Below are 26,108 nucleotides of genomic sequence, written 5' to 3'. Positions count from 1 at the left end.
TTTTACATGTCAAATCAATTGCCCGTCATCAATTTAATGGGACCAACTGCGAGCGGAAAAACCGCTTTGGCATGTGAATTATATGAGCGTGGAAATTTTGAACTAATTTCTGTTGATTCTGCACTCGTCTATAAAGATATGGATATTGGCACCGCTAAACCAACGCGTGAAGAGCAAGCGCTCTATCCTCATCATCTGATTGATATTATTACGCCTCTTGAAGTTTATTCAGCTGCTCAGTTTGTTGAAGATGCATGTAAGTTAATTGATGATATGCATTCACGTGGTAAGACTCCTATTTTGGTAGGAGGCACGATGTTGTACTTTAAGGCATTATTAGAAGGGTTGTCTGGTAATTTGCCGAGTGCTGATGCTCAAGTTCGCGCAGCAATTGAAGAAAAAGGTTTAAATGAAGGCTGGCAAGCCGTTTATGATGAGTTGGTTTCTGTAGATCCTGCTGCAGCTATAAAATTTAATGTGACTGATAAGCAAAGGATTATTCGAGCATTAGAAGTTTATAAGATTACGGGTGAACCAATTACTAAATTGCAGGCAGAACAACCAAAAAACGTACCATATCGATACATATTTCATAATTATGCTTTACTTCCAGATCGGGTAGAATTACATCAACGCATTGAGCAAAGATTAAGCAAAATGTGGGATATCGGTTTTTTGAGTGAAGTTGAAGCTCTAATTGAAAAATACGATTTAGATGAAAATTTACCCTCAATGCGTTCAGTGGGTTATCGACAAGCACTAGAATTTCTATTAAAAAGTGACTTAAGTCTCAAAAGTAAACGTGAAATGGAGGATAAAGCTTTATTTGCAACACGACAACTTGCCAAACGTCAATATACGTGGTTACGTTCTTTGCAAGAAATACACGATTTTAAAACTTACTTGACGATAAAGCAGGCGAAAGAAGACTTGCGAAACTCTTATGGATAAAGCAAAATTTGCACACTGTCTTTTTATAATTTTTAGTTGAAAAATAAAGATAGTTTTTTTGCGCTGATTTAAAAATTTTTTTTTGGAGTTAAAAATGTCTAAAGGTCAAACTTTACAAGATCCGTTCTTAAATTCTCTCCGTAAAGAACGTATCCCTGTTTCTATTTTCCTTGTGAACGGTATTAAATTACAGGGTCATATTGAATCTTTTGACCAATATGTTGTTTTATTAAAAAATACAGTAAGTCAAATGGTTTACAAACACGCTATTTCAACTGTTGTTCCAGCTCGTAACCCACGCCCAGCAGGCGCGCAAGGTACAGGCTTCCCAGCACAAGGTGGTACACAAGGCGGCTTCGGTGGTCAACCTACTGGTGGTTTCGGTGGCGGTCAAGGCGGTGGCTTTGGTGGCGGTCAAGGCGGTGGCTTTGGTGGTAGTCAAGGCGGCTTCGGCGGTCAAGGCGGCTTCGGTGGTCAAGGCGGCGGCTTCGGTGGTCAAGGTGGCTTCGGTGGTCAAGGCGGTTTCGGTGGTCAAGGCGGTTTCGGTGGTCATCAAGGTGGTTTTGACAACGATACTAAATTTGAAGATGGTCAAGAAGACGAAAATAATCGTTAATTGAAATCTAAAAAGAAGCCAGTCAGATAATGACTGGCTTTTTTTATGTTTATTTATAAATTAATTTAAAATATTTGATTCAACAGTAGTCGTAATTTGATCATTATGGCTGATATATCTAAATAAATAGAGTTTTAATCGATGCTATTAATATTAGCTGCTGCTTTAAGCAGTGTTTTGGTGTCCATCCTATTAAAAAACTTAAAGAAAAAAGGTTACCAGCCGCTACAAATGATTGCATGGAATTATGCGAGTGCGAGTCTTCTTTGCTTTTGGTGGTTTCAGCCGGATATTCAACATATTTCAATAGAAAAGACGCCTTGGTGGTTAATTGTTGCATTAGGAATGATTTTGCCCAGTATTTTTCTATGTTTAGCTAAATCATTAGAATATGCAGGAATTGTTAAAACTGAGGTTGCACAACGTCTTTCCGTGGTACTTTCTTTACTCGCAGCTTATTTCATTTTTAATGAGCAATTTAATGCATTAAAGCTGTGGGGAATAGGTTTAGGAGTTTTTGCAGTCTTACTCGTCTTATTGGGACAAATGAATACTTCTTCGAATCATCAATCTCGAAAAGCAATTGTTGCTCTATTAAGTGTTTGGTGTGGGTATGCCGCGGTAGACATTCTCTTAAAATATACGAGTAGTTTAGGTCTTCAATTTACACTCACGTTGAATCTTATTTTTATTACATCTTTTATATTATCAATTTCATATTTATTGGTGCAGAAAACCCAAAAATGGCAGCTTAAAAGTGCTATAGCTGGATTAGTATTAGGTGTGCTTAATTTTTCAAATATTGCTTTATATGTGAAGGCTCATATCTTTTTAAAGGATTCACCTGCAATTGTTTTTGCAAGTATGAATATACTCGTTGTGTTATTAGGAATTGCAAGTGGCGTTATTTTATATAAAGAAAAATTAAAATGGCCTACCACTTTGGGTATTTTATTGGGGATCAGTGGCGTACTTTGTTTAGCTAGGGCAATGAGTTTATAGTTCAAGAGAGTTGAATCTCTTGAACTATTTTCATTTTATAAATAGGTAAAAATAACTTCATCTGGGAGACGCGATTTAGGAAGTTTTGCATTGAAATCGTTTTCACTGCGATAACCTAGAGAAACAATGACTGAACTACGCAGGCCTTTTTCAGTTAACCCAAGCTCAGTATTTAAAATATCTTCATCAAAGCCGCCCATTGGCGTAGCATCAATTCCTTCTAAACCCGCAGCAAAAAGTAGTTGCCCTAAAGCAATGAATGTTTGATTTTCCATCCAACCAAATAAATTTTTCTGCTCATTTCGATAGAATTCAACATAGCCATGGCGAGTATCTTTTTGGCCGAGCTTTGCTTTTTCATCTTTAAAACGACCGCTCAAATCATCTTGTTCAAGCAATTGATTTAAGTATTCAGCTGAAATATCTGTTCTTGTGCAAAAGATAAGTGTGTGTGATGACTCGAGTACTTTTGGAGCGTTGTAGGCATATTTACCTGTTAAGGCTTTCGCAATTCGTTCTTTAGCTGCCTCATTATCTGCAACTACGAAATGCCAAGGCTGAATATTTACTGAAGAAGGGGTAAAACGTAAAATTTCTAATAATTTATTAAATTTTTCTTGAGGAATTTTCTTTTCAGAATCATACGCTTTTGTTGTATAGCGACTTTTAACAGAATTCAATAGGTCCATAGGTGTGCTCCATATCAATCTTATGGCAATTGAGAGAATTTAATCTTTGCCATCATACGCTATTTTATTCAAAAACATTTCCTATGTAATTTGATAAAGAAATATAATGTTTATATAAAAGTTTAGTAATTTATTGAAAATGATTGATTTAATGCCAACAAATGCAAAGAGTAAGTTACGAGAAATTAGAATTGTTAAAGCCTTTCTAATTTTTGCATTTGTATTGAGTCTTCTTATTTTATACATTGATTATCACGATCATGCACAAATAAGCTGGAGATTTATATTTATTGCCAGCATGTGTGTGATTTACGATTCTGATTTAAATAAAAAAATTAAAGAATTGAAAGTTGAAATAAAAAATGACTAATTACTAGTTAATAATTCCAGACAATCAATTCGAGCTGTTGCGTATTTGAGGATGGATCAATTTCCAAAATATAAGCCTGATCTTCACGCCAATCGCCAAGAACAATTCGTTGTTTCGCTTTTACCTGATGAATTGAAGGGCGGTGAGTATGCCCATGAATCAGTATATCTACATCTTCTAAAGCAGAAATAACAGCTTGTTCATTTACATCCATAATTTCATAGCTTTTTTGCTGTTTATCAGCGGAACTTCTTTTGCGAAAGCCATTTACTAGTTTAGTGCGAAAACTGAGAGGAGTCCGGCGTAAAAGAGCAACTAAGAGCGGATTTCGAATAATCTTTTTAAATCTTTGATAAGAAATATCATCTGTACATAATGCATCGCCGTGTTCTAGACGATATTGATGTCCTGCGATATTGAGAGAATAAATGTCAGGGAGTAAGACGCCATTAAATTTATTGAGGAAAACTTGATTAAGCGCAAAATCACGATTACCGACTTGAAAGTAAACCCGATTCCCTTTTTGATTAAAATCTTTTAAGGCCTCAACAATTTCATCAAGCCATGGTGCTGAATAGTCATCTCCAATCCAGGCATTAAACCAATCGCCTAAGATGTAGAGTTGAGTATTTTTATGTTGGTAATGCACCAATAAGTCTAAAAACCCTCGAACGAGTCGAGGGTGTTCAGGTGACAAATGTAAATCTGAGATAAACAGATAAGTCACAGCTTTATCCTAAAATTATTCAGAAATAATTTTAGCAGATTCGATTACTACATTTTCTAAAGGAACGTCAGCGTGATAACCGCGGTTGCCAGTGCGAACACCTTTGATCGCTTCAACAACATCTAAACCTTCAACAACTTTACCAAATACAGCATAACCCCAACCTTGAGCAGTTTTAGAAGTATGGTTCAAGAAAGAGTTATTTTTTACATTGATGAAGAATTGAGCAGACGCTGAGTGAGGAGCTTGAGTACGCGCCATTGCAATCGTACCTTCGTCGTTGCTTAAACCGTTATCAGCTTCGTTTTCAATTGAATCGCGTGTCGCTTTTTCTTTGAAGTTTTCATCCATACCGCCACCTTGGATCATGAAACCATCAATGACGCGGTGGAAAATAACGCCGTCATAAAAACCGTCACGTACATATTCTAAAAAGTTTGCTACTGTTTTAGGTGCTTTTTCAGCATTCAGTTCAAGAACAATACGACCTTTATTGGTGTTTAATTCGACTTGAGGAAAACTCATTACATTAATCTCCTAAACATGGGCTTATGACCATGGGTTTTTGGTTGAGAGAAGCATAAGCAAACTGTAAACTACAAGGCAAGTAAAAAACGTTAAAATCTTTGTGAAAAATGAAGATAGCGTTTAAATTTTTCGAAATTTTATCTACAAAGAAGTGATTGATACACTATGAAGCCTAATGATGTTGTCTCGAGCCTGCCAAATAACCCGACACCGAATACTCATGCCTCTGTCGATTCTGCGCAGCAAGAACAACAGGCTGGCTTAGATTTCGTTCGCCAAGTCATTACAGAAGACTTGGCTGCTGGGCGTGCAAAGCAGATCGTAACGCGTTTTCCACCAGAACCAAATGGCTATTTACATATTGGTCATGTAAAAGCAATTTGCCTAAACTTTGGTGTGGCTGAAGAATTTGATGGGTTATGTAATTTACGTTTTGACGATACGAACCCTGATGCTGAAGAACAAGAGTATGTTGACGGTATTGCTAATGATGTGAAGTGGCTCGGTTTTAACTGGAATGGTGAGCCGCGTTATGCATCGGGTTATTTTGATCAATTATATGCATGGGCTGTTCAACTTATTGAACAAGGCGATGCTTATGTTGATTTACAATCTCCAGAAGAAATTAAGTTAAACCGCGGTAGTTTTGTTGAACCGGGTAAAAACTCACCATACCGTGATGCATCTGTTGAAGAGAATCTTGCGCGTTTTGAAAAAATGCGTAGTGGCGAATTTAAAGAGGGTGAAGCTGTTTTACGTGCCAAAATTGATATGGCAAGTCCAAACGTACACATGCGTGATCCAATTTTATACCGTGTATTGCATTCAGAACATCACCAAACAGGTGATAAATGGAAAATCTATCCAATGTATGACTATGCTCATCCATTGTCTGATGCGATCGAGGGGATTACTCATTCGCTTTGTACATTAGAGTTCCAAGATCACCGTCCGTTTTATGACTGGATTGTAGAAAAGGTAAAATCTCAAGCGGTTCCACATCAATATGAATCTTCACGCTTAAATGTGGACTACACCATTACATCAAAACGTAAATTACGTAAATTGGTGGAAGGTGGCCATGTGAATGGTTGGGATGACCCGCGTATGCCGACTGTAGTAGGTATGCGTCGTCGTGGTTTCACACCAGAAGGCTTACGTGAGTTTTGTAAGCGTGTAGGTGTATCAAAAACTGACGGTATTGTAGATGTTGCAATGCTTGAGTTCTGTATTCGTCAATCTTTGGAAAATACAGCTGCGCGTGGAATGGCTGTTTTAAGTCCACTTAAAGTGACTTTAACTAATTTACCTGAAGATATGGATCTTACACATGCTCGCCATCCAAACGTGGATATGGGTGACCGTGTAATTCCTTTAACTAAGGAAATCTATATTGATCGTAAAGACTTTGAAGAAGTACCACCAAAAGGCTTCAAGCGTTTAGTTCCGGATGGCGAAGTGCGTTTACGCCATGCTTATGTCATTAAATGTGATGAAGTTATTAAGGATGCTAATGGTGAAGTCATTGAGCTTAAATGTTCAATTGACCCAGAAACCTTAGGTAAAAACCCTGAAGGCCGTAAAGTGAAAGGCGTAATTCACTGGGTATCTGCAACAAAAGGTATTCCTGCTGAAGTACGTATTTATGATCGTTTGTTCACGGAAGCAGATCCTGAAACAGGTGATGATTTCTTGGCGAACTTAAATCCGGATTCATTACAAGTGTTAGAAGCTGTAATTGAACCTGCTTTGGCACAAGCGAATCCAGAAGATCGTTTCCAGTTTGAACGCGAAGGTTATTTTGTTGCTGATCAACACGATCACACTCCTGAAAAACCAGTGTTTAACCGTATTCTCGATTTAAAAGATAGTTTTAAGCCTGAGAAAAAGTAAGACGCGTAAAATGTTTTTGATCAAATAGCAGATATAAAAAAGCCCAACTCAGTTGGGCTTTTTTATATCTATTTTCTTACATATATTATGCTTTATAGTGCTTTGGCAAATAAGCTAAGCTGGATTAACCACGTAGAAATAAAGAACAATGATGATAAGAAGAATAGATGCTAGCAATAAATAAGTGTTCACTGTATTAAAGCTTTTAATAAATTTCAGGATTTCCATAGTAAATCAGCGTTTATTTTATGTTACAAAGTTAATAAATTAATAATACACGGAAATTAATTATAAAGGTTCCCAAAGACGGATTAATAATCCATCTCTGGGTAAAAAATGAGCATTTGGCTTTCTAAGTATAATTTAACTAATATATTGAATTAAAGATTAACCACTATATCCAATTCGTTTAAGAAATTTTTGAATAACATCAAAAGCAGCATGTTCGAGATTTTGAGCATATTGCTGATTTTCTTCGCGAAGTTTTGGAATTGAAATATTTGCATGGCGAAGTTCACATGTATGGCCAATGAGCCATTTTTCAAAATGTTCTTCAGTCGTTTCAATGTGGAACTGCAAGGCAAGAATATTATTACCGACTTCAAATGCCTGATTGGTATAAACATCGGAACTGGCTAATAGCACCGCATTTTCAGGAAGATCGAAAGTGTCACCGTGCCAATGTAGAACATGAACATTGTTAAGCAAACCAGATAAAACCTGATTAGCACGTAAGCTTAAGCTGAGTGGACCCCAGCCAATTTCTTTTTGATGTCCTGCATATACTTTTGCGCCAAGTGCATAAGCAATAAGCTGTGCACCTAGGCAAATACCAAGTGTAGGCTTGTCAGCCGCTAAACGTTGTTTGAGTAAAGCGATTTCATCTTTTAAGAATGGATAATCGTCAGTTTCATAAACTCCGATTGGACCGCCTAAAATAATAGTTAAACCTTCATGTGAAAAAGCAGGGGTTAAATCATCAACACCTGCCTCAAAATAACGGACGCGAAATCCGAGTTGATAAAAGACATCTTCTAATGAACCTAAGTCTTCGAAAGCAAGATGCTGAATGGCATAAATAGTTTTTGGGAAGGCGTTTGTTGTGCTCATACAAATGATTCATAGAAGATCAATAGGTGGAGTATAGCGATAAATATAAAGAAGAAAATATCTGTATAAATCGTCAATACCTGAAAATTGATATTTTTCGTTAAAATGATGTTGTTATGCAAAGGATTATCTATTTATCAATAAATCCCTAAACATATTCTACTGTTTAAAATAATAGCTTTTGAGTTCCCTCAAGACCTAAATCTGAAAGTTGATGTTCATCTTTTAAATTAACGCCTGAAAAGCCGAGCTGTTTTGATTTTTTCATTAATGTCATTAAGCGTTGTACCGCAACTGGAATACTTAAGCCTGCAGAGCGGACATTAGAAATACAATTACGTTTAGCATCAAGGCAGCCTGAATATGCATTCCATGTGTAGTAAATTCCCATACTGTCAGGAGAGCTTAGACCAGGGCGCTCACCGATGAGCATCACTAGCATGGGTGCCTTAAAGATCTCAGCAACCTCATCACCTAAAGCAACCCGACTGCCTGTTGCCAGTGCAATAGGCGCAAGAGTCCAGTTTTCTTGCTGAACTTGCTCAGTTAGCGCGGTAATGAATGGAATAGCATTCGCTTCAATAGCTCTTGCAGAGAGTCCATCACCGACCACAATACAAACATCGTATTGTTGAATGTCTTCTGCATACTTCTTAATTAAGACATCTTTTGATTGATCTGAAAGCTGACGTCCTAAATCAGGACGTTTAAGATAAATTTCCTTATTAGGAGCATTACTTTGGACATGAAGACTTTGCAGCTGTCTTTGCGCTAATTGTTCAGATAAATAGGTAACATCCATGTCTTGATAAACCGCATCTTTTGCTTGTGCATGCGACAACTGAAACTCAAGTAAGGCTCGTGTTGGGATACTACAACCTGCACGGCCCAGAGCAATACGGGCATCAGTAAACTGTTTAAGTTTTTCCCACTGGTCTTGATGAGTAGAAGATGGATATTGAATATCACGGTTCAGTTTCATGGTGTTCTCCCTAGTTCATGAGCAGACGAGAGAATTGGTCGGGCATGTGGTCTGCCCAACAGATTTGAGAGTTTTGTTGTTTAAAAATACCTTGCTGTTCAAGCCAAGCTGAAAACTCAGGAGCGGGTTTTAAACCGAGGAGTTGTCTTAAATAGAGGGCATCATGGAACGAGGTCGTTTGATAATTGAGCATGACATCATCTGAACCTGGAATTCCCATAATAAAATTAATGCCCGCGGCGCCAAATAAAGTGAGGAGAACATCCATATCATTTTGGTCCGCATCGGCATGGTTGGTGTAACAAATGTCGCAGCCCATTGGTACTCCGAGTAGCTTGCCACAGAAGTGGTCTTCTAGTCCTGCACGTATAATTTGTTTACCGTTAAAAAGATATTCGGGACCAATAAAGCCAACGACTGTATTCACTAAAAGCGGATTGTATTTACGGGCCACTGCATAAGCACGTGTTTCTAATGTTTGCTGATCAACGCCGTGATGTGCATTGCTGGATAATGCACTGCCTTGACCCGTTTCAAAGTACATAACATTTTGTCCAATGGTTCCGCGTTTAAGTGCGAGCGTGGCTTCATATCCTTCTTGTAGTAAATCGAGTGAAATTCCAAAACCTTCATTAGCCAGTTGGGTGCCAGCGATTGACTGAAACATTAAATCAATTGGCACATTTTTTTCAGCAAGTTGAATGCCTGAGCTGATATGGGTAAGTACACAAGATTGTGTTGGAATTTGATATTCCTGAATGACATGATCAAGTAGTTTCAGTAGCTCTGACAAATTATGCAGGTTATCTGTTGCAGGGTTAATGCCAATCACAGCATCACCATTGCCATACATTAAACCATCTAAAATACTCGCAGAAATACCAAGCACATCATCGGTGGGGTGGTTCGGTTGTAAACGGGTAGAAAGATGGCCTTTTAAACCAATCGTGTTGCGAAACTGGGTAATTACCTCACATTTGCTGGCGACATAAATCAAATCTTGATTGCGCATAATTTTGCTGACAGCAGCCACCATTTCTGGAGTTAAACCCGATGCTAATGCTTTTAAGCTTTGGGCAGTTGCTTCGTCTCCAAGTAACCAATTTCGAAAATCGCCAACTGTAAAGTGTGAAATAGGGGCAAAAGCTGCCAGATCATGTTCATCAATAATTAGTCGTGTAATTTCATCAGTTTCGTAATCGACCACAACTTCGTTCAAAAAGGTTTTAAGCGGTACATCGGCCAAAGTCATTTGTGCCGCAACATGTTCGGTTGCGTCTCTGGCCGCTACACCTGCTAATTCATCGCCAGAACGTAACGGCGTTGCTTTTGCCATCAAGGCCTTCAAGTCAGCAAAGTGATACTGTTGATTGGCGACAATATTGCGATAACTCATAGTTGCATCCTTTTTTATAGTTCTTGTTCTGCGGCTTTAATATTTGCAAACTCTTCTTCTGGTGTACCTTTCACTAAATGATAACGGCTATAGAGTAAAAAGTAAGCAATAAATACGACATAAATAGCGGCAGCAATAAACCAAACTTTTGGATTAACAACAAAGCCTGCGACCACAGCAGCGACTGCTAGAACTAAGGCAATACTTGAAGTAACGATTCCTCCAGGAGTTTTATAAGGACGAGGCATGTCGGGTTTAGATAGGCGTAGTTTGATGTGGGATAAAAGAATCAACACATAGGAAATAGTGGCACCAAAAACCGCGATTAAAATGAGTGAATCGCCTTCTTTGGTCAGTGAAAGCAAGAAGCCAATAATGCCCGGAATAATAATCGCAAGATAAGGGGCTTTATTTTTATTGGTTAAAGAGAGTGAAGTAGGTAAGTAGCCAGCACGAGAGAGTGCAAAAATTTGACGTGAATAGGCATAGATAATTGAAAAGAAACTCGCGATTAAACCTGCTAAACCAACAAAGTTAACAAAAGTCGCAAGCCAAGTATTGGTACCATAAACTTTAACCAGAGCATCGACGAGGGGAGCGCCTGAGTTTTGCAAAGTACTTGCACCTGCTGCGCCTGCACCCAAGAATAAAATGAGCATGGCAAACGCCGTTAAGATGAGCATTGCACCGATTAAACCGCGTGGGAGAGATTTTGCTGGATCTTTTGCTTCTTCGGCGGCTAATGGCACACCTTCAACTGCAAGGAAAAACCAGATTGCAAAGGGAACTGCGGCCCAGATGCCTAAATAGCCATGAGGTAGAAAACGACTTGCACCAGCTGCTGTGCCAACAGGAATATCTAACAGGTTTTGTGTATTAAAATGTGGAATCATTGCCACAATAAACACAACCAAAGCAACAGCTGCGACAAGTGTAATTGCGAACATAATTTTTAAGGCTTCGCCGGCACCTTTTAGATGTATGCCCATAAAAATGGCGTAGCAGGCGAGGTAAATCATCCAGCCATTAATGCCAAATAAAGATTCGCAATAACCGCCAATAAATACGGCAATCGCCGCAGGGGCAATTGCGTATTCAATTAAAATGGCTGTTCCTGTTAAATAGCCCCCAAAAGGTCCAAAGGCAGCACGGGCAAAACTATAACCGCCACCTGCTGTTGGCATCATGGTAGACATTTCTGACATAGAAAGACATAGGCATAGATACATGATTGCAGCGAGTGCAGTGGCAATAAACATGCCACCCCAACCACCTTGGGCTATGCCGAAGTTCCAGCCAGCAAAATCACCCGATATCACATAAGCAACGCCTAAACCAATCAGGAGTAACCAACCAACCGTACCTTGTTTGAGTTGACGCTGAGCAAAATATTCTGCTGATGAGACTTCTGTGCTTGAAGAAATGACGGAAGCTGTTTCTGGTTGATTCATACAATACTCCTGCGAGTGGGTTTGTATTTATCAATGCAAAAGCAGTGCCTAAATGAAGAACTTCAGTGAGTAGATGGAGCTTTTTTATTCCAAATGATAAAAATGCAAGCTTATTGGCACCATACAAAGAAGCCAGCAATCTAAATTACTGGCTTCTTATATAATTAGTCATCTTACTTCTTTCTAGTGTTGATAGTTTGGTATCAACTTGGTGCGAAACTTAGAAGAAGCCCATTGGTTTAGTTGAATAACTCACCAACAAGTTTTTAGTTTGTTGATAATGATCTAGCATCATCTTATGGTTTTCACGGCCAATACCAGACTTCTTGTAGCCACCAAATGCAGCATGTGCAGGGTAGATGTTGTAGCAGTTTGTCCAAACACGGCCAGCTTCAATAGCACGACCAGCACGATAAGAAATGTGAGCTGAACGTGACCAAACACCTGCACCTAAACCATACATAGTGTCATTGGCAATTTTAATTGCATCGTCAAAGTTTTTGAACGTTGTTACAGCAAGTACAGGTCCAAAAATTTCTTCTTGGAAAACTTGCATGCCGTTGTGACCTTTAAAAATAGTTGGATCAACATAGTAACCATCGCCTACTTCTTTACGGCCGCTACCGCCAAGTAAGAGCTCTGCACCTTCTTCACGACCAGTGTTAATACAACGTAAGATTTTCTCTTGTTGTTGTAGAGATGCTTGAGCACCAATCATCGTTTCAGTATCAAGTGGATGACCAGTTTTAATACGTTTTACGCGTTCAACAGCCATCTCTAAGAACTGATCAGCAATGCTTTCTTGTACTAAAGCACGAGAAGGGCAAGTACATACTTCACCTTGGTTTAAGGCAAACATGGCGAAACCTTCAAGCGTTTTTTCTAAGAAGTCATCTTCTTTATCCATGATATCTTCAAAGAAAAGGTTCGGTGACTTACCGCCAAGTTCTAAGGTAACTGGAATAATATTTTCAGTCGCATATTGCATCACCATTTGTCCAGTTTGAGTTGAACCTGTGAATGCGATTTTTGCAATACGTGGGTTTGTCGCTAAAGGACGGCCGACTTCTGAACCGAAACCATTAACAATATTAAGGACACCCGGCGGTAAAATATCTTGGATGAGTTCCGCCACCAACAAAATACCCACTGGCGTTTGCTCAGCTGGCTTAATCACAACACAGTTACCAGCTGCTAAAGCAGGTGCAAGTTTCCATGCTGCCATCAAAATCGGGAAGTTCCATGGAATGATTTGACCAACTACACCTAGTGGTTCGTGGAAATGATACGCAATGGTATCTTCATCAATTTCAGAGATGCCACCTTCTTGAGCACGAATACATCCAGCGAAATAACGGAAATGGTCAATCGCAAGCGGAAGGTCAGCTGCTAAAGTTTCACGGACTGCTTTACCGTTATCCCAAGTTTCTGCAACAGCAAGCATTTCAAGATTTGCTTCTAAACGATCAGCAATTTTTAAAAGGATATTCGAGCGTACTGTTGGTGATGCTTTATTCCATGTTGCTTTCGCTTTGTGCGCTGCATCTAGAGCGAGTTCAATATCTTCGGCACTAGAGCGTGGAATACGTGTAAAAGCTTTTCCGTCAACAGGAGATACATTGTCAAAATACGCACCCTTTACAGGTGCTACCCATTCACCGCCAATAAAATTTTCGTATTGTGATTTAAATTGAACTTTTGAGCCTGGTTGATTTGGATCGATATAGCGCATATAAATATTCCTTTGCTTTTTAGGACTAAAGACTAACAAGAACCCTGTCAGTAGGTACTTTCGTACTTTGTATAATTAGGATATAAAGAAGAAGGTTGGAGAAAGGTTGGAATAGAAATGTGGATATATAAGGAATTTACAAATGTTCACAAAAAAGGATTTATTGCAGCAACGGACGTTGATTGATCAACTGCGCACGCAAAATAGTCTCTCTCCTCAGAATGCTGCCAAACTCGGCCAAAGTATTGCAAGCTCGTGGGAACGATCAGCTTCTGCTGCGATTCCTAAAGAGCGTTTTGCGGCTCCTTTAGTCGAAAAAAAATCTGCTTCACAAAATGCTTTAGATATGGCTTTAAGTCAGTGTGCCGACGATTTACGTCATATTGCAGAGCAATCTTCAATGGTAATTGCTGTCGGTGACATTGGTAGTACGATCATTTGGACGGCACCAAGTGCTCAAATGCAAAGTGCTGCTGAACGTGTACATTTTGTGCAGGGTGGTCAGTGGCGTGAAGAATTTGTAGGCACAAATGCCTTGGCTTTATCTTTAAAAACTCAACAATCAAGCTGTGTTTTTTCAAATGAACACTATATGGAATCGGTTCATGATTGGGTGTGTTATGCCGCACCGATTATCGATCCATACTCAAAACAAACCCTAGGTGTCGTTGATTTATCAACCACTTGGAAGAACCATAATAGTTTAGGAATATTGGCTGCTGAACGTTGTGCATCCATTATTCAGTCTGCTTTGTTAGAGCAGCAGCGCCAACAATTACATATTCGTGCATTTTCGACGCCACAAGTTAAATTTAATGGCAAAAGTTTGTTATTAACACCGCGTCAAATTGAAATTTTAACCATATTGGCGTTATGTCCTCATGGCTTAACTTTAGAGCATCTTTATCAGGCGCTCTATGGCGAACGTAAAGTCAGTATGGGTACGCTTAAAGCTGAAATGTCTCAACTACGAGATATTTTGGGTGGTTTACTTGGTTCACGTCCATATCGTTTGCTGGTGCATGTTGAAGCTGATTTTTTACAAGCTGAACAAGCACTCGATGCAGGATATGCAGCCTCGGCTTTGCAGCTTTACACAGGTGTATTTCTGGCAAAAACTGAAAGTCCGTTTTTGTGCGCATGGCGTGACTGCCTTGAATCACGTTTAAGTGATGCGATTTTTAAAACTCAAGAAACGGATTTATTACTCAAGCATTTAGCTCATTTCCCTGAAGCAATCGATGCGGTAGAACGTCTTATGGAGTTAGTTCCGAGCGAACATCCCGCGCATCAATTGCTGATGAAATACCTTGACTCACCTAAGCTTAGTTAAGTAATTTTTTGATCCAGCCATTGAAACAATTGTTGATAGACTTGTTCTCGTACTGGCTGGGCCGAAAGGACTAAATCATGCAACCCATTGTGAATAGAGACAACAGAGACATCGCCTTTGATTTTTTTACCAAATTTTTCAATGTCTTTAACGTCTAAAATTACATCGCTTTGAGTCGCATCTGTTCCCCATTTTTTAGGGTTTTTAGTTTGGTGGGAATGCATGATGAGTGCGGGAACATTGAGTTTAACCCCGCGATGTATTTCTTTTTGTGCTGTATGAATCGCATGTAGAAAGCTGAGTTGAACAGTAGGGGCAGAGGTCGGTTTCCAGTCCAGATTAAAGTCCCATTCGCCCTTGAGCTGTTTGTGAAGGCTCGCGGTGTACCATTTGTTTAATTGACTTGGGAATTTAACTTTTGGCAGATATTTTCCTACTCGACTGAGTACAGGGATACCCAATTTTTTCTCGACCAAACTTAAATTAAAATCGTAAAACGGACTATTTGCCCAAAGCGCTTTAATCAGAGGATGGTTTGGGTTATGGGCAGCATAAAGTGTTGCTGTCAAACCGCCAGTCGAATGCCCTGCAAGCAAGACTTGAGTGTGCTGTTCTTTGCCAATAATCTCTAATGCTTGTGTAATTTCGGCATCGTATTCATTTAAATCAAGCACATTATAAAAAATTTGATGAGGCAGCTTTGAGCGACCATATTTTCTTAAGTCGAGTGCGTAGAAGTCATAACCATGTGCATTGAATTGCTCAGCCATTTCGGTTTGAAAGAAATAATCTAAAAAACCATGAATATACAGCACGGCTTTTTGAGTCGATTGAGCGGCCTTTTTACGCACTAAGGTAGCTACAACTTTTCCTTCGTAATCATTAGGAAAGTTGAGTGTTACCTGTTCGTAGCCAGTACCTAAAATATCTGGAACATAAGTTTGATTAGCTGAAGATGTATTCATTTTTATCGAGCTATTGTAATTAAGACATGCAGAGTATCCTTCAATGAAATGGGCGAATTGTCAATCAGGTTTAGAGAAGGTTGAAGTATCGTTCTTAAAAAAAGGGAATACCGCTGGAGCTAAGTATTCCCTAAAAAAGTAAGTCACCGGTCGGAGGGATTTGACTTACTAGAGGGACAAACTATTACATCAGGATTAAAGTGCTGCTTTAAAAATCTCCACAACTTGAGCATGGTTTGCTTTACGAGGGTTGGTCAACATACATGCATCTTTTTGAGCATTATCTGCCATCACTGCAAGGTCTTCGGTTTTCACACCAAGCTCTGTTAAACCAGATGGAATACCAATCGATGAAGATAGTTTACGAATGGCATCAATTGCAGCATATGCAGCTTCCATCACTGTTAACCCGTGAGTTCTTACACCCATTAACTCGGCGATTTTTGCGTAACGATCTGGGCAAGCAATTAAGTTAAATTCGCAGACATGCGGTAACAATATTGCGTTACATACACCGTGCGGTAGGTTATAAAAACCGCCCAACTGGTGAGCCATTGCGTGAACATAACCTAAAGATGCGTTGTTAAATGCCATACCAGCTAAGTACTGTGCATAGCTCATTGCATCACGCGCTTCGATGTTTTCACCATTTGCGACAGCAGGTTGTAACCATTGGCTAATCATCGTAATCGCTTTTTCTGCACACGCATCAGTAATTGGGTTTGCCGCTGTAGAAACATACGCTTCAACTGCATGGGTTAATGCATCCATACCTGTTGCAGCGGTTAAACCAGCTGGTTTTGCAATCATGAGTTTCGGGTCGTCAATTGCAATGAGAGGGGTACAGCGCCAGTCAACAATTGCCATTTTTACGTGAGTGTCTGTATTGGTAATAATACAAAAACGAGTCATTTCAGAAGCAGTACCAGCCGTTGTATTCACTGCAATCAGAGGAGTCATCGGAACCTTACTTTTATCGATGCCTTCATAGTCACGAATATGACCACCACCAGCAGTGACTAAACCAATCCCTTTTGCGCAGTCATGAGATGAACCACCACCTAGAGAGACAATAAAGTCACAGCCATTTTCGTTATAGGCATTTACACCGTTATGAACATTAATATCGGTTGGGTTAGGTTCTGCACCTGGGAAAATATGGCTCGCAACGCCTGCTTCAGTTAAATAGTTTGCGATAAGATCTGCGACACCAAATTTAAATAAGCCTTCATCGGTCACAATTAATGCTTTTTTTGCGCCGAGGTTTTGTGCCTTTGTACCAATTTCTTTAGCACATCCTGGTCCAAAGAGTGATACGCATGGAATATAAAAACCGTTTGTTTGATCTGCAATATTTTTAAAAGCCATGGAGTGATTCCTTCTTCCATAAATCCATTGTTTGTTATTACAGGTGAGCCTCACCATGGGCTTAGTATTGTGATGTGAAGATTATTTTCCTACCTACCAAAAACCTACCAAATATTATTTTATTATTAGTTATTGATTTATAATGATTTTACAGAAATTCTGGCGCATTCATTTAATTTTTTCGGGAAAGTCGTTAAGCTATGGGCTGTTGAAGATGTACTTATGAGATTATGAAACAGGAAACTGCGCTTAAACTGCTTAAAGCAGGTGAAAATGTCTTTTTAACCGGTTCGGCTGGTGCAGGGAAAACCTATACACTTAATCAGTACATCCAATACCTAAAAGCACGTAAAGTGCCTGTGGCAATTACGGCATCTACAGGTATTGCTGCAACACATATGAACGGCATGACCATTCATACATGGGCGGGCATTGGCATTAAAGATCAGTTAACTGACGATGACCTAAAACGTATGAAAGAGCGTAAATATCTCAAGGAACACCTTGAAAATGCTCAAGTTCTCGTCATCGATGAAATTTCGATGTTGCATGCTAAGCAGCTTAATCTGGTCAATCAGGTTTTAAAGTATTTTAAAGAAAGTGATGAAGCTTTTGGCGGTATTCAAGTCATTGTGGCTGGAGATTTCTTTCAGTTGCCACCCGTTGGACGTAATAGTGAAGCCAACCGTGACAAGTTCTGTTTTATGTCTGATGCATGGGTCGAAGCCAAATTTCGCGTATGTTATTTAACGGAACAACACCGGCAAGATGATGAAATTCTTAATCAGATTTTAAATGCCATTCGTGCGCAGAATATTCAATCAGATCATTTACAAGCACTGCGTCAATCACGCTCGCATGATATTGGTGAGACCTTTACTCGTCTTTATACGCACAATATGGATGTCGACAATATCAATTATCAGCACTTAAATGAAATTGATAATGACGGACATCAATTCAATGCCGTTTTAGATGGTAATGAAAAATTATTAGAAACTTTGAAATCTTCAGTTCGTGCTCCAGAAGAACTCACCTTGAAGAAACATGCAAAAGTTATGTTTGTTAAAAACAACTTTGATATGGGTTATATCAACGGGAGTTTAGGCGAAGTTATTGGCTTTGAGGAAGATGATGAAAACGGGTTACTGCCAAAGGTAAAACTAACTGATGGCACGACTTTGCTGGTTGCTCCTGAAACATGGTCAGTTGAAAACGAAGCCGGTAAAGTGATTGCAAGTTTTCAGCAAATTCCACTTCGTTTAGCGTGGGCAATTACCATTCATAAAAGCCAAGGCATGACTTTAGAAGCTGCTGAAATTAACCTCACGAATACCTTCGAAAAAGGTCAGGGTTATGTAGCATTGTCGCGTTTAAAATCTTTAACTGGTCTTAAGTTATTAGGAATTAACGAGCAAGCTTTAGAGTTAGACAGTCTGGCTGTAAAAGCGGATCGTCGTTTCCAAGAACTTTCTAAAGAAGCTGAAGACAACTTTGCAGATGTAGATTTAACTGCTCAGCACAAAGCCTTTATTCGTCACTGTGGTGGCACCTTAAATGAAAATGAGATTTCTCGTAATGAGAAGAAACTCGCAAAAGGTGGAAAGCAAAATTACGCTACGGCAACGTTAGACGAGACACGTGCGTTGTTTGAAGAAGGCTATGAAATTGAAGACATCGCGCATGAGCGTGGTCTGACACCAGCAACCATCATTAATCATTTGGCTCGACTTCATAAAGAACAAAAGCTAGATATTTCGGTTGCTCATCCGGGTGAAGAAGTGGTCGAAGAAATTCGTAAAATTTATAAGAAGCTGAAAAAACGTCAAAATCCAGATCATTTTTCTGATGACGGTTCGATCAAACTAAGACCAATCGTTGAAGCAACTAGTCCACGAATGGGATATGATCAGGTTCGATTAGCTTTATTATTTATTGAGTAAAGTTTAATTGGCTTAATGACTTATTACATAAATTGAGGTGGCTATGCCGCACGTTGTAGTTGATTATTCAGATAATTTAACTGGATTAAACGCAAAACAATTACTTGAAGAAATTAATACCACACTGATTGAGACAGAGCTATTTAGTCCAGAAGACATTAAAAGCCGTGCGCGTAAAGACGAGGTTTTCCTGATTGGCTTAGGAGTTGATCAAGCTTATATTCATGTAAAAGTTTATATTTTGTCTGGAAGAACTGCTGAACAAAAACAGCTCATTGGCGATCAGCTATTAACGGCACTCAGCAATAAAAATTATTTACAACAAGAGTTTAATAAAGAAATTCAATTGTGCGTTGAGCTTGTCGATATGCCAAGAGAAGACTATTTCAAGCAAGTTGTATAACACTTAAAAGCGCAATTTCGATCAAGAATAGAGATCAGCACTATGTAAAAGTAGTGCTATCGAATGAACAGACATAAATGTATGGCTGTATATATACAAAAGCTGCAACTGGTTTGCGATTATATTCAAAGACATTTAGATGAAGATTTAGATGTTGACCGATTGAGCCAGATTGCGGCCTTATCTAAGTTTCATTTTCATCGAATTTTTGCCATTCATATTGGCCTAAATGTGATGAAGTTTATTCAACTATCTCGTTTAAAGCGGGCCTCTTTTCAATTGGCTTTTGAACCTGACCTCAAAATTATTGAGATAGCATTGCAAGCAGGGTTTGATAGTCCCGAGGCATTTACTCGTGCATTTAAGCGTTCATTTGATCAAACTCCTCGGGCTTTTAGAGATAAACCAGACTGGGAATCTTGGCACCAGAAGTTTGTTTTTACACTTCCAAAAAGTGAGCTAAAAATGAATGTAAATATTGTTGAGCGTCCTGCTGAAAAGATTGCCTATCTGTCTCATTTAGGCAGTCCAGATAAAGTCTTTGAAACCGCTGCGCGTTTTATTGCTTGGCGCAAAGAAACAGGTTTGTCGCCTGTGACCAAGTCTAGAACTTATGGTATTCCATTTGCTGACCCTGAGCAGACTCCATCTGACGAATTTAGATTTGACATTGCTGGTTCAATTGAAAAGGCTGTACCTGAAAATAATTACGGCGTACAAACAGGTGAAATTCCTGCGGGTCGTTATGCGACCGTAAGACATTTGGGTAGCCACGACCAGATTAAAGATAGTGTTTATTACATCTTTAGAAACTGGTTACCTGAGCAAACCGAAGAAGCAGGGGAATATCCAGTTTTCTTTCACTATCATAACTTTGTGCATGATGTGAAAGAATGTGATCTTATTACAGATATCTACTTACTTTTAAAATAAGAGTAGTGGGGATAAAGGCATAACTTGCGGTTATGCCTTTAAACCTAATAGCTTTATATTTGCATATTGCTCAATCAGGTTATCATCTAACATATGGATATAGTCCATAAAAATGGTACTAAAACTTCCCATGGTTTGTGCCTGATTGGCAGCAAGTTTACCCGCAATTGCAAAATGTACATGGGCTGAAAGCGCTGCAAGGGTTGGAGTCGTTACCGCACTATATGCAGCGATTAATGCACCTAAAGCACAACCAGTTGCTGTAATTTTAGGTTGTAAGGGACTTCCACCGTTAACTTGGATAACGACATCTAGTTCTTTAGATAAAATGTAATCTGATTCACCTGAAATTGCGATACAGTCGGTATGTACTAATAGCGCGTAAGCTTGTCGATAGGCATCATCACTGCTTAAGGTACTATCAACACCTTTAGATTGAACTTGATTACCTGCAAGTGTACTGATTTCTGAAGCATTACCACGAATAACGCTCGGCTTAAACTGTAAAAGTTCATCTGTCATTTGACTGCGCCAAGCTAAAACTGGCCCATAGCCCACAGGATCAAGCACCCAGGGAATATTACTCATTTGCGCCGTTTTTGCAGAAATTTGCATAGCTTGCATTTGCTCTGAGGTGGGAGTACCTAAATTAATACTTAAAGCTGATGAAATTTTAGTAAAACTTTCTGCTTCATAAGGATTATCAATCATGGCAGGGGAAGCACCAGAAGCGAGTAATACATTGGCTGTATAGTTAGCTGCAACGCTATTGGTAATACATTGCACAAGAGGCGTTTTTGCCTGCATGCTTTGCCAAGCTTCAATGACCTGTTCAATCAAACTAGATGTCGATGTCATCTTATTATCTATCCTTATTAAGCCAGAGTGATTAAAGTTTTAGTGGGTAAAATAGTGGTCTTGATGCTTACATTTTTGGCAAATCAAAGACACATAATCTGCGGCATCATAGTCAACGCTTAAATCATTTGAGCCACAATACATACAACGTTTCACAGAATAAAAATTTAAACGTGGTTCAATTTTTCGCCATGCTTTCCATACAGGCTGCACAAATATCTGTTCGTCATAACCTAAGAAACGGTTCAATAGAATGTAGCTCATTTTACTATAAGGAATATTGTGGGGACGAGGTAGCATAGAAGTTTCCCACTTCTCAATTAACGCTCTCTCGCGATATTGTTCTAAAGTTTTCTTTAACAAATTGGTGTTAATAAATTTATCATTACGGGGCTGTAAGGCTTTTTGCTTATAAAGATATTCGAGCGCAGTCTGTACTAGATAATAAATCTGTCCAATTGCGAGTGAATCCATTAAACGATAACAAAAGCTTTGAAAATTTGTATTGCCCGCAATTTGGATTCCCCAAGTTCGACAATAGAACTGCATAAACTGGATAATTTCTTGATAGAGCACTTGAAAAAGTACGTCTTTCACTTCGTCTGCACTGCGAAAAGGAATTCCTGCACTTAAATTTTCATAAAACCAGTTGCGTAGCTGTTGAGCCACACTAAATAAACTTGGATCGCTATAACCATCTAAACGAATATTTAAGTGAAAACACTGTGGATCATCAGTTTGATCATTTGCATTCAAAATTCCATCTTTATGCAACTGTTTAATTAAATAGCTCTGAAACATCCAGTTAGGGGTGATGTGATGGTATTTAACTTTGTCCCAATGAATATATTCATCATGAGTAATCTCTTCACGCGCATATTCATCTAAAAGACTCAGCAAGAAAAGTTTATGTAAGAAGCTAAGCTGTTCCAGACTGCGTTGTGGCTGCTCTTTTGACTTAAATTGGCGTTGTTCTTGTAAGCGGGTTTGTTGTACAAGCTTTTTACGTTGTTTTGTACACTGATCACAGTGGCAAGTCATTCTTTCATCTTTAAATACGCGATGCTGACAATGACTGCATTCATGAAATTGAACGTCTTGTTCAAATTGCTCGGCATCTACCCAGTACATTGAAGCTTGGCAGAGAGGACAATGGCTACTTTCATCCAGTTGTTTCTGTAGAATTTGTAAGGCCATTTTGCTCCGAACATAAAATGAAAAATGATGGGGCTATTATACACAGCCGTACTGTGTATGGCTGAGATTGCGAGTTCCGTTTGTTGTTAAAATAAAAAGACCTAAAATCTATGTGAGAATTTTAGGTCTTCATCTCGAGTTAAATTGTTGATTAAACAGGGCACGGCAAATTCTCATCATTCTGTCCAAGTTTTTTGGCATTAATAAGTGCCTGTACTTTTTTACTTGGTAATTTTACTTTGCCTAGTGCATCGTAAGTATTCACAATGGAGCTAACCTCCTGAGTCGTCATAGAGATACCTTCCGCAGTTAAGAACACTGCAATCACATGGTGATCGAGTCCTGCTGCGTGTAAATCATGAATCGCTTTAATATTTTCTAAACGATGAAAATGTGCTTTTAATTCCATATTGACACCTCTTGCTCTTATTGAAATACCCATATTGGTCTATTTAAATAGGCAAGAACCATGCCCAAAATGTAAGCTGACTCTAAAAAATGTTAAAAGCTAAAGGTGTTTTATTTTTATTGTATAGATTGCTTATATAAACAACGATTATCGTAAATTTGGTCTAATCTGTGCTAATAAAACCAGATTCTAATTTGAAATGTATCAATGAAGTCCCATTAATTTTATAAAGGTAAGCAAATACAGTATGTATGACTTGGCGTATGATATTTCATGGCGACTCATACTGCCGTTTTAGACGAGTATATAAGGAATAAAGATGAATATTGCGGCGCAGCCTCCAGTTCAGGCAGATCAAACAGTTTATTTAAAAGATTATCAAAAACCTGCGTTTTTAGTTGAATCAATTAATCTTGATATTCAAGTATATGACGATAAAACAATTGTTGATTCAACATTGGTGATGAAGCGCCAAACTGCTGGAGACTTGGTGTTATTGGGCCGTGATCTTGAGTTGCAATCTATTCAGCTCAATGGTCAAGATATTACTCCTGCACAATATTCACTCGATAGTGAACAATTGGTGATCACTGATGCACCAGATGAAGTCATTTTACAGACTCAAGTGATTATTCATCCGGAAACCAACACTCAGCTTGAAGGTTTATATAAAGCAGATGAGTTGTTTGTAACCCAGAATGAACCTGAAGGTTTCCGCAAAATCACGTTCTATCCAGACCGTCCAGATGTACTTTCAGTCTTTACGACACGCGTAGAAGCAGACAAAAAATATCCAGTGTTACTTGCCAATGGTAATTTGCTTGAAACAGGTGAGGTAGGTGAAAACCGTCACTTTGCGATCTGGCAAGACCCGACTAAAAAACCAAGCTATTTATTTGCTTGTGTCATTGGTGATTTAGCTGTTCTTAAAGATCGTTATACGACGTCTGAAGGGCGTGATGTTGCTTTAGAAATCTATGCGATTGAGAAAGACATTCCAAAATGCCATATCGCAATGGAAGCATTAAAGCATTCTATGCGTTGGGATGAAGAACACTATGGCCGTGCCTATGACCTCGACAATTATATGATTGTTGCGGTAAGCCAATTCAACATGGGTGCAATGGAAAATAAAGGTTTAAATATCTTTAATACGTCATGTGTACTTGCTGATGAAGAATACACAACTGACGCAGCAATTATGCGTGTTCAGTCTGTGATTGCCCATGAATATTTCCATAACTGGACAGGGAACCGTATTACTTGCCGTGACTGGTTCCAACTTTGCTTAAAAGAAGGTTTAACGGTATTCCGTGATCAATCTTTCTCAGAAGATTTACAATCTGCTGCGGTTCAACGTATTGATGATGTCGCTGTGCTTAAATCTCATCAGTTCCCCGAAGATGCAGGTCCATTGTCGCATCCGCCACGTCCAGACCACTTTGTAGAAATTAATAACTTCTATACAGCGACAGTCTATGAAAAAGGTGCGGAAATTAACCGCATGATGTCGACTTTGTTGGGTAAAGAAAAATACCGTCAAGGAACCGACGAATATTTCCGCCGTCATGATGGCCAAGCCGTGACTGTAGAAGACTGGGTTGCTGCTTTAACAGCGGGTTCTGGCGTAGATTTATCTGCATTCTTAACTTGGTATAACCAACCAGGTACACCAAAGCTTGAAGCAAAAGGTGAATATGATGCAGCAGCACAAACTTACCGTTTAAGCTTTAAACAAAGCCTGAAAGCACATCCTAAATACCCAAATTTAAAAGCTGTTCCAATTCCTGTGGCTTTAGCTTTATTTAATGCGAAAACAGGTGAGCAATATACATTGCACAGTGAGAGCCTATTCGTAAACGATGTTAAAGATGGCGTTTACTTGTTCGATCAAGATGAGGCAAGCATTGAATTTACTGGCGTGACTGAGCAACCAGTGGTGTCTCTACTTCGTAATTTCTCTGCGCCTGTAAATCTTGTGTTTGATTATACCGATGAAGAATTAGCATTCTTAATTCAGCACGAAACGAATGGTTTTAACCAGTGGCAAGCCACCCAAACCTTGCTTGAACGTATCTTGCTAGAAGACCATTCAGCAGATGCTTACATTCAAGCGATTCAAAGCACTTTACCTGAGTTAGTGGGTCGTGACCCGCTTTTAGCATCGCGTTTGTTTGATGTACCAAGTGAAGGTTATTTGGGTAGTCGTATTGATCAGAACTATGCACCATCTGATATTCATGTCAAACGTGAAGCCTTGCTGAATCGTTTGGCACAAGAGTTAGGTTCATTCTGGAAAGATACTTACCTTACACTTGACCCAGATCTGCAAAAAGAATTTTCTTTGGCAATGGGGGTGCGTGCATTAAAGAACATTATGCTGATGATGATGGCTCGACAGGGCGATCAAACTGCATTTGAACTTGCACACGTGCAATATCAAAACACAGGTAATATGTCTGAACGCTTAGGGGCATTACGTGTGTTGGTTTGGCAAAATGCACCTCAAGCTCAAGATGCACTTGCTGATTTCTATGACCGTTTTAAAGATGAAGCTTTATCTTTAGATCAATGGTTCATGATTCAGGCAGCAAACCCAAATGCGACAGCAGAAACAATCGAGTACCTGACTCAACATCCTGACTATGATTTAACAACTCCAAACCGTATTCGTGCGGTAAGTGGAGGGTTGTCAAATAACCCTGAAAACACTTGGGGCTTTGGTGTAGCTCACTTTATTAACCTTGCACAATACCTTGATGAAAAGAACCCAATTTTAGGTTCACGTCTGTTACAGGTATTGTCACGTTGGTATACACTTGCTGAACCACAACGTACTCAAGTGCAACAGGCTTTACAAGCATTGCAACCTAAAGTGAAATCGAAAAACGTTTCTGAAACTTTAAATAGTATGTTAAGCGTTTAATTATTTAAATTTACTAAATAAAGGCTTCTTAAGAGGCCTTTGTTTTTTATATATTTAATAGCTAGTTAACGCTTAAAATAAACAAAACTATCGTTGTTATAGTTCATGTGTAGCTCTAAATTTTATCATTTTATTGTTGTATAAATTATAATATTTAATAGTTTTTGAAGATGTACCTTTAAGAAATAATATAAAATGAAAATTAAAGAGATAAATAATATAAAAATAAATAAATTAAGAAATAGTATCTAATTTTTTAAGATGAGCTGAATCCTGTAATATTTATTTAAATTTAACTTAATATTTTTTTCTAATAATTTTATTAA

The 26,108-nt window shown here is 38.8% G+C and carries 24 protein-coding genes; 10 read left to right on the top strand and 14 right to left on the bottom strand.

Features of this window, described 5'->3' with window-relative positions; all coding sequences use genetic code 11:
• Window positions 1–6 precede the first annotated feature (6 nt).
• From miaA to ACS125_RS15890, 3 genes are all read left to right on the top strand, one after another.
• The gene (gene miaA, locus ACS125_RS15900; protein ID WP_049836982.1) at window positions 7–951 is read left to right on the top strand and encodes a tRNA (adenosine(37)-N6)-dimethylallyltransferase MiaA; all 945 of its coding nucleotides are present in this window, start codon (window positions 7–9) and stop codon (window positions 949–951) included.
• Between the two features lie 94 nt (window positions 952–1,045).
• A complete protein-coding gene (hfq, locus tag ACS125_RS15895) occupies window positions 1,046–1,567 on the top strand; it encodes an RNA chaperone Hfq (RefSeq protein WP_004791573.1) in 522 nt (173 codons plus the stop codon).
• A 141-nt stretch (window positions 1,568–1,708) separates the two neighbouring features.
• Window positions 1,709–2,569 (top strand): DMT family transporter, encoded by an 861-nt coding sequence (locus ACS125_RS15890; protein WP_238611604.1) that lies wholly within the window; start codon window positions 1,709–1,711, stop codon window positions 2,567–2,569.
• Window positions 2,570–2,604: 35 nt separating this feature from the next.
• Here the strand turns inward: ACS125_RS15890 and nfsB are convergent, their stop codons facing one another.
• Entirely contained in the window at window positions 2,605–3,258 is a 654-nt protein-coding gene (nfsB, locus tag ACS125_RS15885; protein ID WP_238611603.1) for an oxygen-insensitive NAD(P)H nitroreductase, read from the bottom strand.
• Window positions 3,259–3,397: 139 nt separating this feature from the next.
• Between nfsB and ACS125_RS15880 the strand changes: the two genes are divergently transcribed.
• Window positions 3,398–3,628 (top strand): hypothetical protein, encoded by a 231-nt coding sequence (locus tag ACS125_RS15880; RefSeq protein WP_238611602.1) that lies wholly within the window; start codon window positions 3,398–3,400, stop codon window positions 3,626–3,628.
• A 7-nt stretch (window positions 3,629–3,635) separates the two neighbouring features.
• Here the strand turns inward: ACS125_RS15880 and ACS125_RS15875 are convergent, their stop codons facing one another.
• Window positions 3,636–4,355, bottom strand: coding sequence for a UDP-2,3-diacylglucosamine diphosphatase (locus tag ACS125_RS15875; protein ID WP_174746467.1), 720 nt, complete (start codon window positions 4,353–4,355; stop codon window positions 3,636–3,638).
• Window positions 4,356–4,370: 15 nt separating this feature from the next.
• Window positions 4,371–4,880 carry a peptidylprolyl isomerase gene (locus ACS125_RS15870; protein WP_004791583.1) on the bottom strand — a complete coding sequence of 170 codons (510 nt, stop codon included), beginning with the start codon at window positions 4,878–4,880 and terminating at the stop codon, window positions 4,371–4,373.
• Between the two features lie 168 nt (window positions 4,881–5,048).
• Between ACS125_RS15870 and ACS125_RS15865 the strand changes: the two genes are divergently transcribed.
• Window positions 5,049–6,776, top strand: a complete 1,728-nt coding sequence (locus ACS125_RS15865; RefSeq protein ID WP_443273256.1) for a glutamine--tRNA ligase/YqeY domain fusion protein — start codon at window positions 5,049–5,051, stop codon at window positions 6,774–6,776.
• Between the two features lie 114 nt (window positions 6,777–6,890).
• On the opposite strand, the gene ACS125_RS15860 is transcribed toward ACS125_RS15865, so the two are convergent.
• From ACS125_RS15860 to exaC, 6 genes are all read right to left on the bottom strand, one after another.
• On the bottom strand, window positions 6,891–7,004 hold the full coding sequence (locus tag ACS125_RS15860) for a hypothetical protein (protein ID WP_081325758.1): 114 nt from the start codon (window positions 7,002–7,004) through the stop codon (window positions 6,891–6,893).
• A gap of 159 nt (window positions 7,005–7,163) precedes the next feature.
• Window positions 7,164–7,886, bottom strand: coding sequence for a glutamine amidotransferase (locus ACS125_RS15855; protein WP_144731399.1), 723 nt, complete (start codon window positions 7,884–7,886; stop codon window positions 7,164–7,166).
• Window positions 7,887–8,052: 166 nt separating this feature from the next.
• Window positions 8,053–8,868, bottom strand: a complete 816-nt coding sequence (eutC, locus tag ACS125_RS15850; protein WP_443273253.1) for an ethanolamine ammonia-lyase subunit EutC — start codon at window positions 8,866–8,868, stop codon at window positions 8,053–8,055.
• A gap of 10 nt (window positions 8,869–8,878) precedes the next feature.
• Window positions 8,879–10,264: an ethanolamine ammonia-lyase subunit EutB gene (locus ACS125_RS15845; protein ID WP_443273251.1), complete on the bottom strand. Its 1,386-nt coding sequence runs from the start codon at window positions 10,262–10,264 to the stop codon at window positions 8,879–8,881.
• Window positions 10,265–10,278: 14 nt separating this feature from the next.
• Complete coding sequence (gene eat / locus ACS125_RS15840) at window positions 10,279–11,715, bottom strand: ethanolamine permease (RefSeq protein WP_274569142.1); 1,437 nt, start codon at window positions 11,713–11,715, stop codon at window positions 10,279–10,281.
• A 220-nt stretch (window positions 11,716–11,935) separates the two neighbouring features.
• Complete coding sequence (exaC, locus tag ACS125_RS15835) at window positions 11,936–13,447, bottom strand: acetaldehyde dehydrogenase ExaC (RefSeq protein ID WP_443273249.1); 1,512 nt, start codon at window positions 13,445–13,447, stop codon at window positions 11,936–11,938.
• Window positions 13,448–13,589: 142 nt separating this feature from the next.
• On the opposite strand from exaC, the gene ACS125_RS15830 reads away from it, so the two are divergent.
• Window positions 13,590–14,780, top strand: a complete 1,191-nt coding sequence (locus tag ACS125_RS15830; protein ID WP_443273247.1) for a transcriptional regulator — start codon at window positions 13,590–13,592, stop codon at window positions 14,778–14,780.
• On the opposite strand, the gene ACS125_RS15825 is transcribed toward ACS125_RS15830, so the two are convergent.
• Together ACS125_RS15825 and mdh are read right to left on the bottom strand one after the other, a co-directional pair.
• Window positions 14,777–15,745, bottom strand: coding sequence for an alpha/beta hydrolase (locus ACS125_RS15825; protein ID WP_443273245.1), 969 nt, complete (start codon window positions 15,743–15,745; stop codon window positions 14,777–14,779). The two genes, ACS125_RS15830 and ACS125_RS15825, sit on opposite strands and share 4 nt — an antisense overlap.
• A 195-nt stretch (window positions 15,746–15,940) precedes the next feature.
• Window positions 15,941–17,113 (bottom strand): iron-dependent methanol dehydrogenase, encoded by a 1,173-nt coding sequence (gene mdh / locus ACS125_RS15820; RefSeq protein WP_004791599.1) that lies wholly within the window; start codon window positions 17,111–17,113, stop codon window positions 15,941–15,943.
• Window positions 17,114–17,343: 230 nt separating this feature from the next.
• Between mdh and ACS125_RS15815 the strand changes: the two genes are divergently transcribed.
• The 3 genes from ACS125_RS15815 (at window position 17,344) to ACS125_RS15805 (ending at window position 20,392) form a co-directional block, all read left to right on the top strand.
• A complete protein-coding gene (locus ACS125_RS15815; RefSeq protein ID WP_443273243.1) occupies window positions 17,344–19,056 on the top strand; it encodes a helix-turn-helix domain-containing protein in 1,713 nt (570 codons plus the stop codon).
• 43 nt (window positions 19,057–19,099) lie between these two features.
• Complete coding sequence (locus ACS125_RS15810) at window positions 19,100–19,459, top strand: 5-carboxymethyl-2-hydroxymuconate Delta-isomerase (RefSeq protein ID WP_443273241.1); 360 nt, start codon at window positions 19,100–19,102, stop codon at window positions 19,457–19,459.
• A gap of 81 nt (window positions 19,460–19,540) precedes the next feature.
• Window positions 19,541–20,392 carry an AraC family transcriptional regulator gene (locus tag ACS125_RS15805; RefSeq protein WP_151963328.1) on the top strand — a complete coding sequence of 284 codons (852 nt, stop codon included), beginning with the start codon at window positions 19,541–19,543 and terminating at the stop codon, window positions 20,390–20,392.
• A 30-nt stretch (window positions 20,393–20,422) separates the two neighbouring features.
• Here ACS125_RS15805 and thiM read toward each other — a convergent pair whose 3' ends face one another.
• The 3 genes from thiM to ACS125_RS15790 all read right to left on the bottom strand — a co-directional run bounded on the left by thiM (window position 20,423) and on the right by ACS125_RS15790 (window position 22,856).
• Window positions 20,423–21,250, bottom strand: a complete 828-nt coding sequence (thiM, locus tag ACS125_RS15800; protein WP_443273239.1) for a hydroxyethylthiazole kinase — start codon at window positions 21,248–21,250, stop codon at window positions 20,423–20,425.
• A gap of 39 nt (window positions 21,251–21,289) precedes the next feature.
• Complete coding sequence (locus tag ACS125_RS15795) at window positions 21,290–22,447, bottom strand: hypothetical protein (protein ID WP_443273236.1); 1,158 nt, start codon at window positions 22,445–22,447, stop codon at window positions 21,290–21,292.
• Window positions 22,448–22,598: 151 nt separating this feature from the next.
• The gene (locus tag ACS125_RS15790; RefSeq protein WP_013197392.1) at window positions 22,599–22,856 is read right to left on the bottom strand and encodes a hypothetical protein; all 258 of its coding nucleotides are present in this window, start codon (window positions 22,854–22,856) and stop codon (window positions 22,599–22,601) included.
• 319 nt (window positions 22,857–23,175) lie between these two features.
• On the opposite strand from ACS125_RS15790, the gene pepN reads away from it, so the two are divergent.
• Window positions 23,176–25,782: an aminopeptidase N gene (pepN, locus tag ACS125_RS15785; protein ID WP_443273234.1), complete on the top strand. Its 2,607-nt coding sequence runs from the start codon at window positions 23,176–23,178 to the stop codon at window positions 25,780–25,782.
• Window positions 25,783–26,108: the final 326 nt, after the last annotated feature.

The organism is Acinetobacter sp. PFS20 (assembly GCF_052261015.1).
Lineage (GTDB): Bacteria > Pseudomonadota > Gammaproteobacteria > Pseudomonadales > Moraxellaceae > Acinetobacter.
This window is presented reverse-complemented; position numbering and strand designations above follow the sequence as displayed.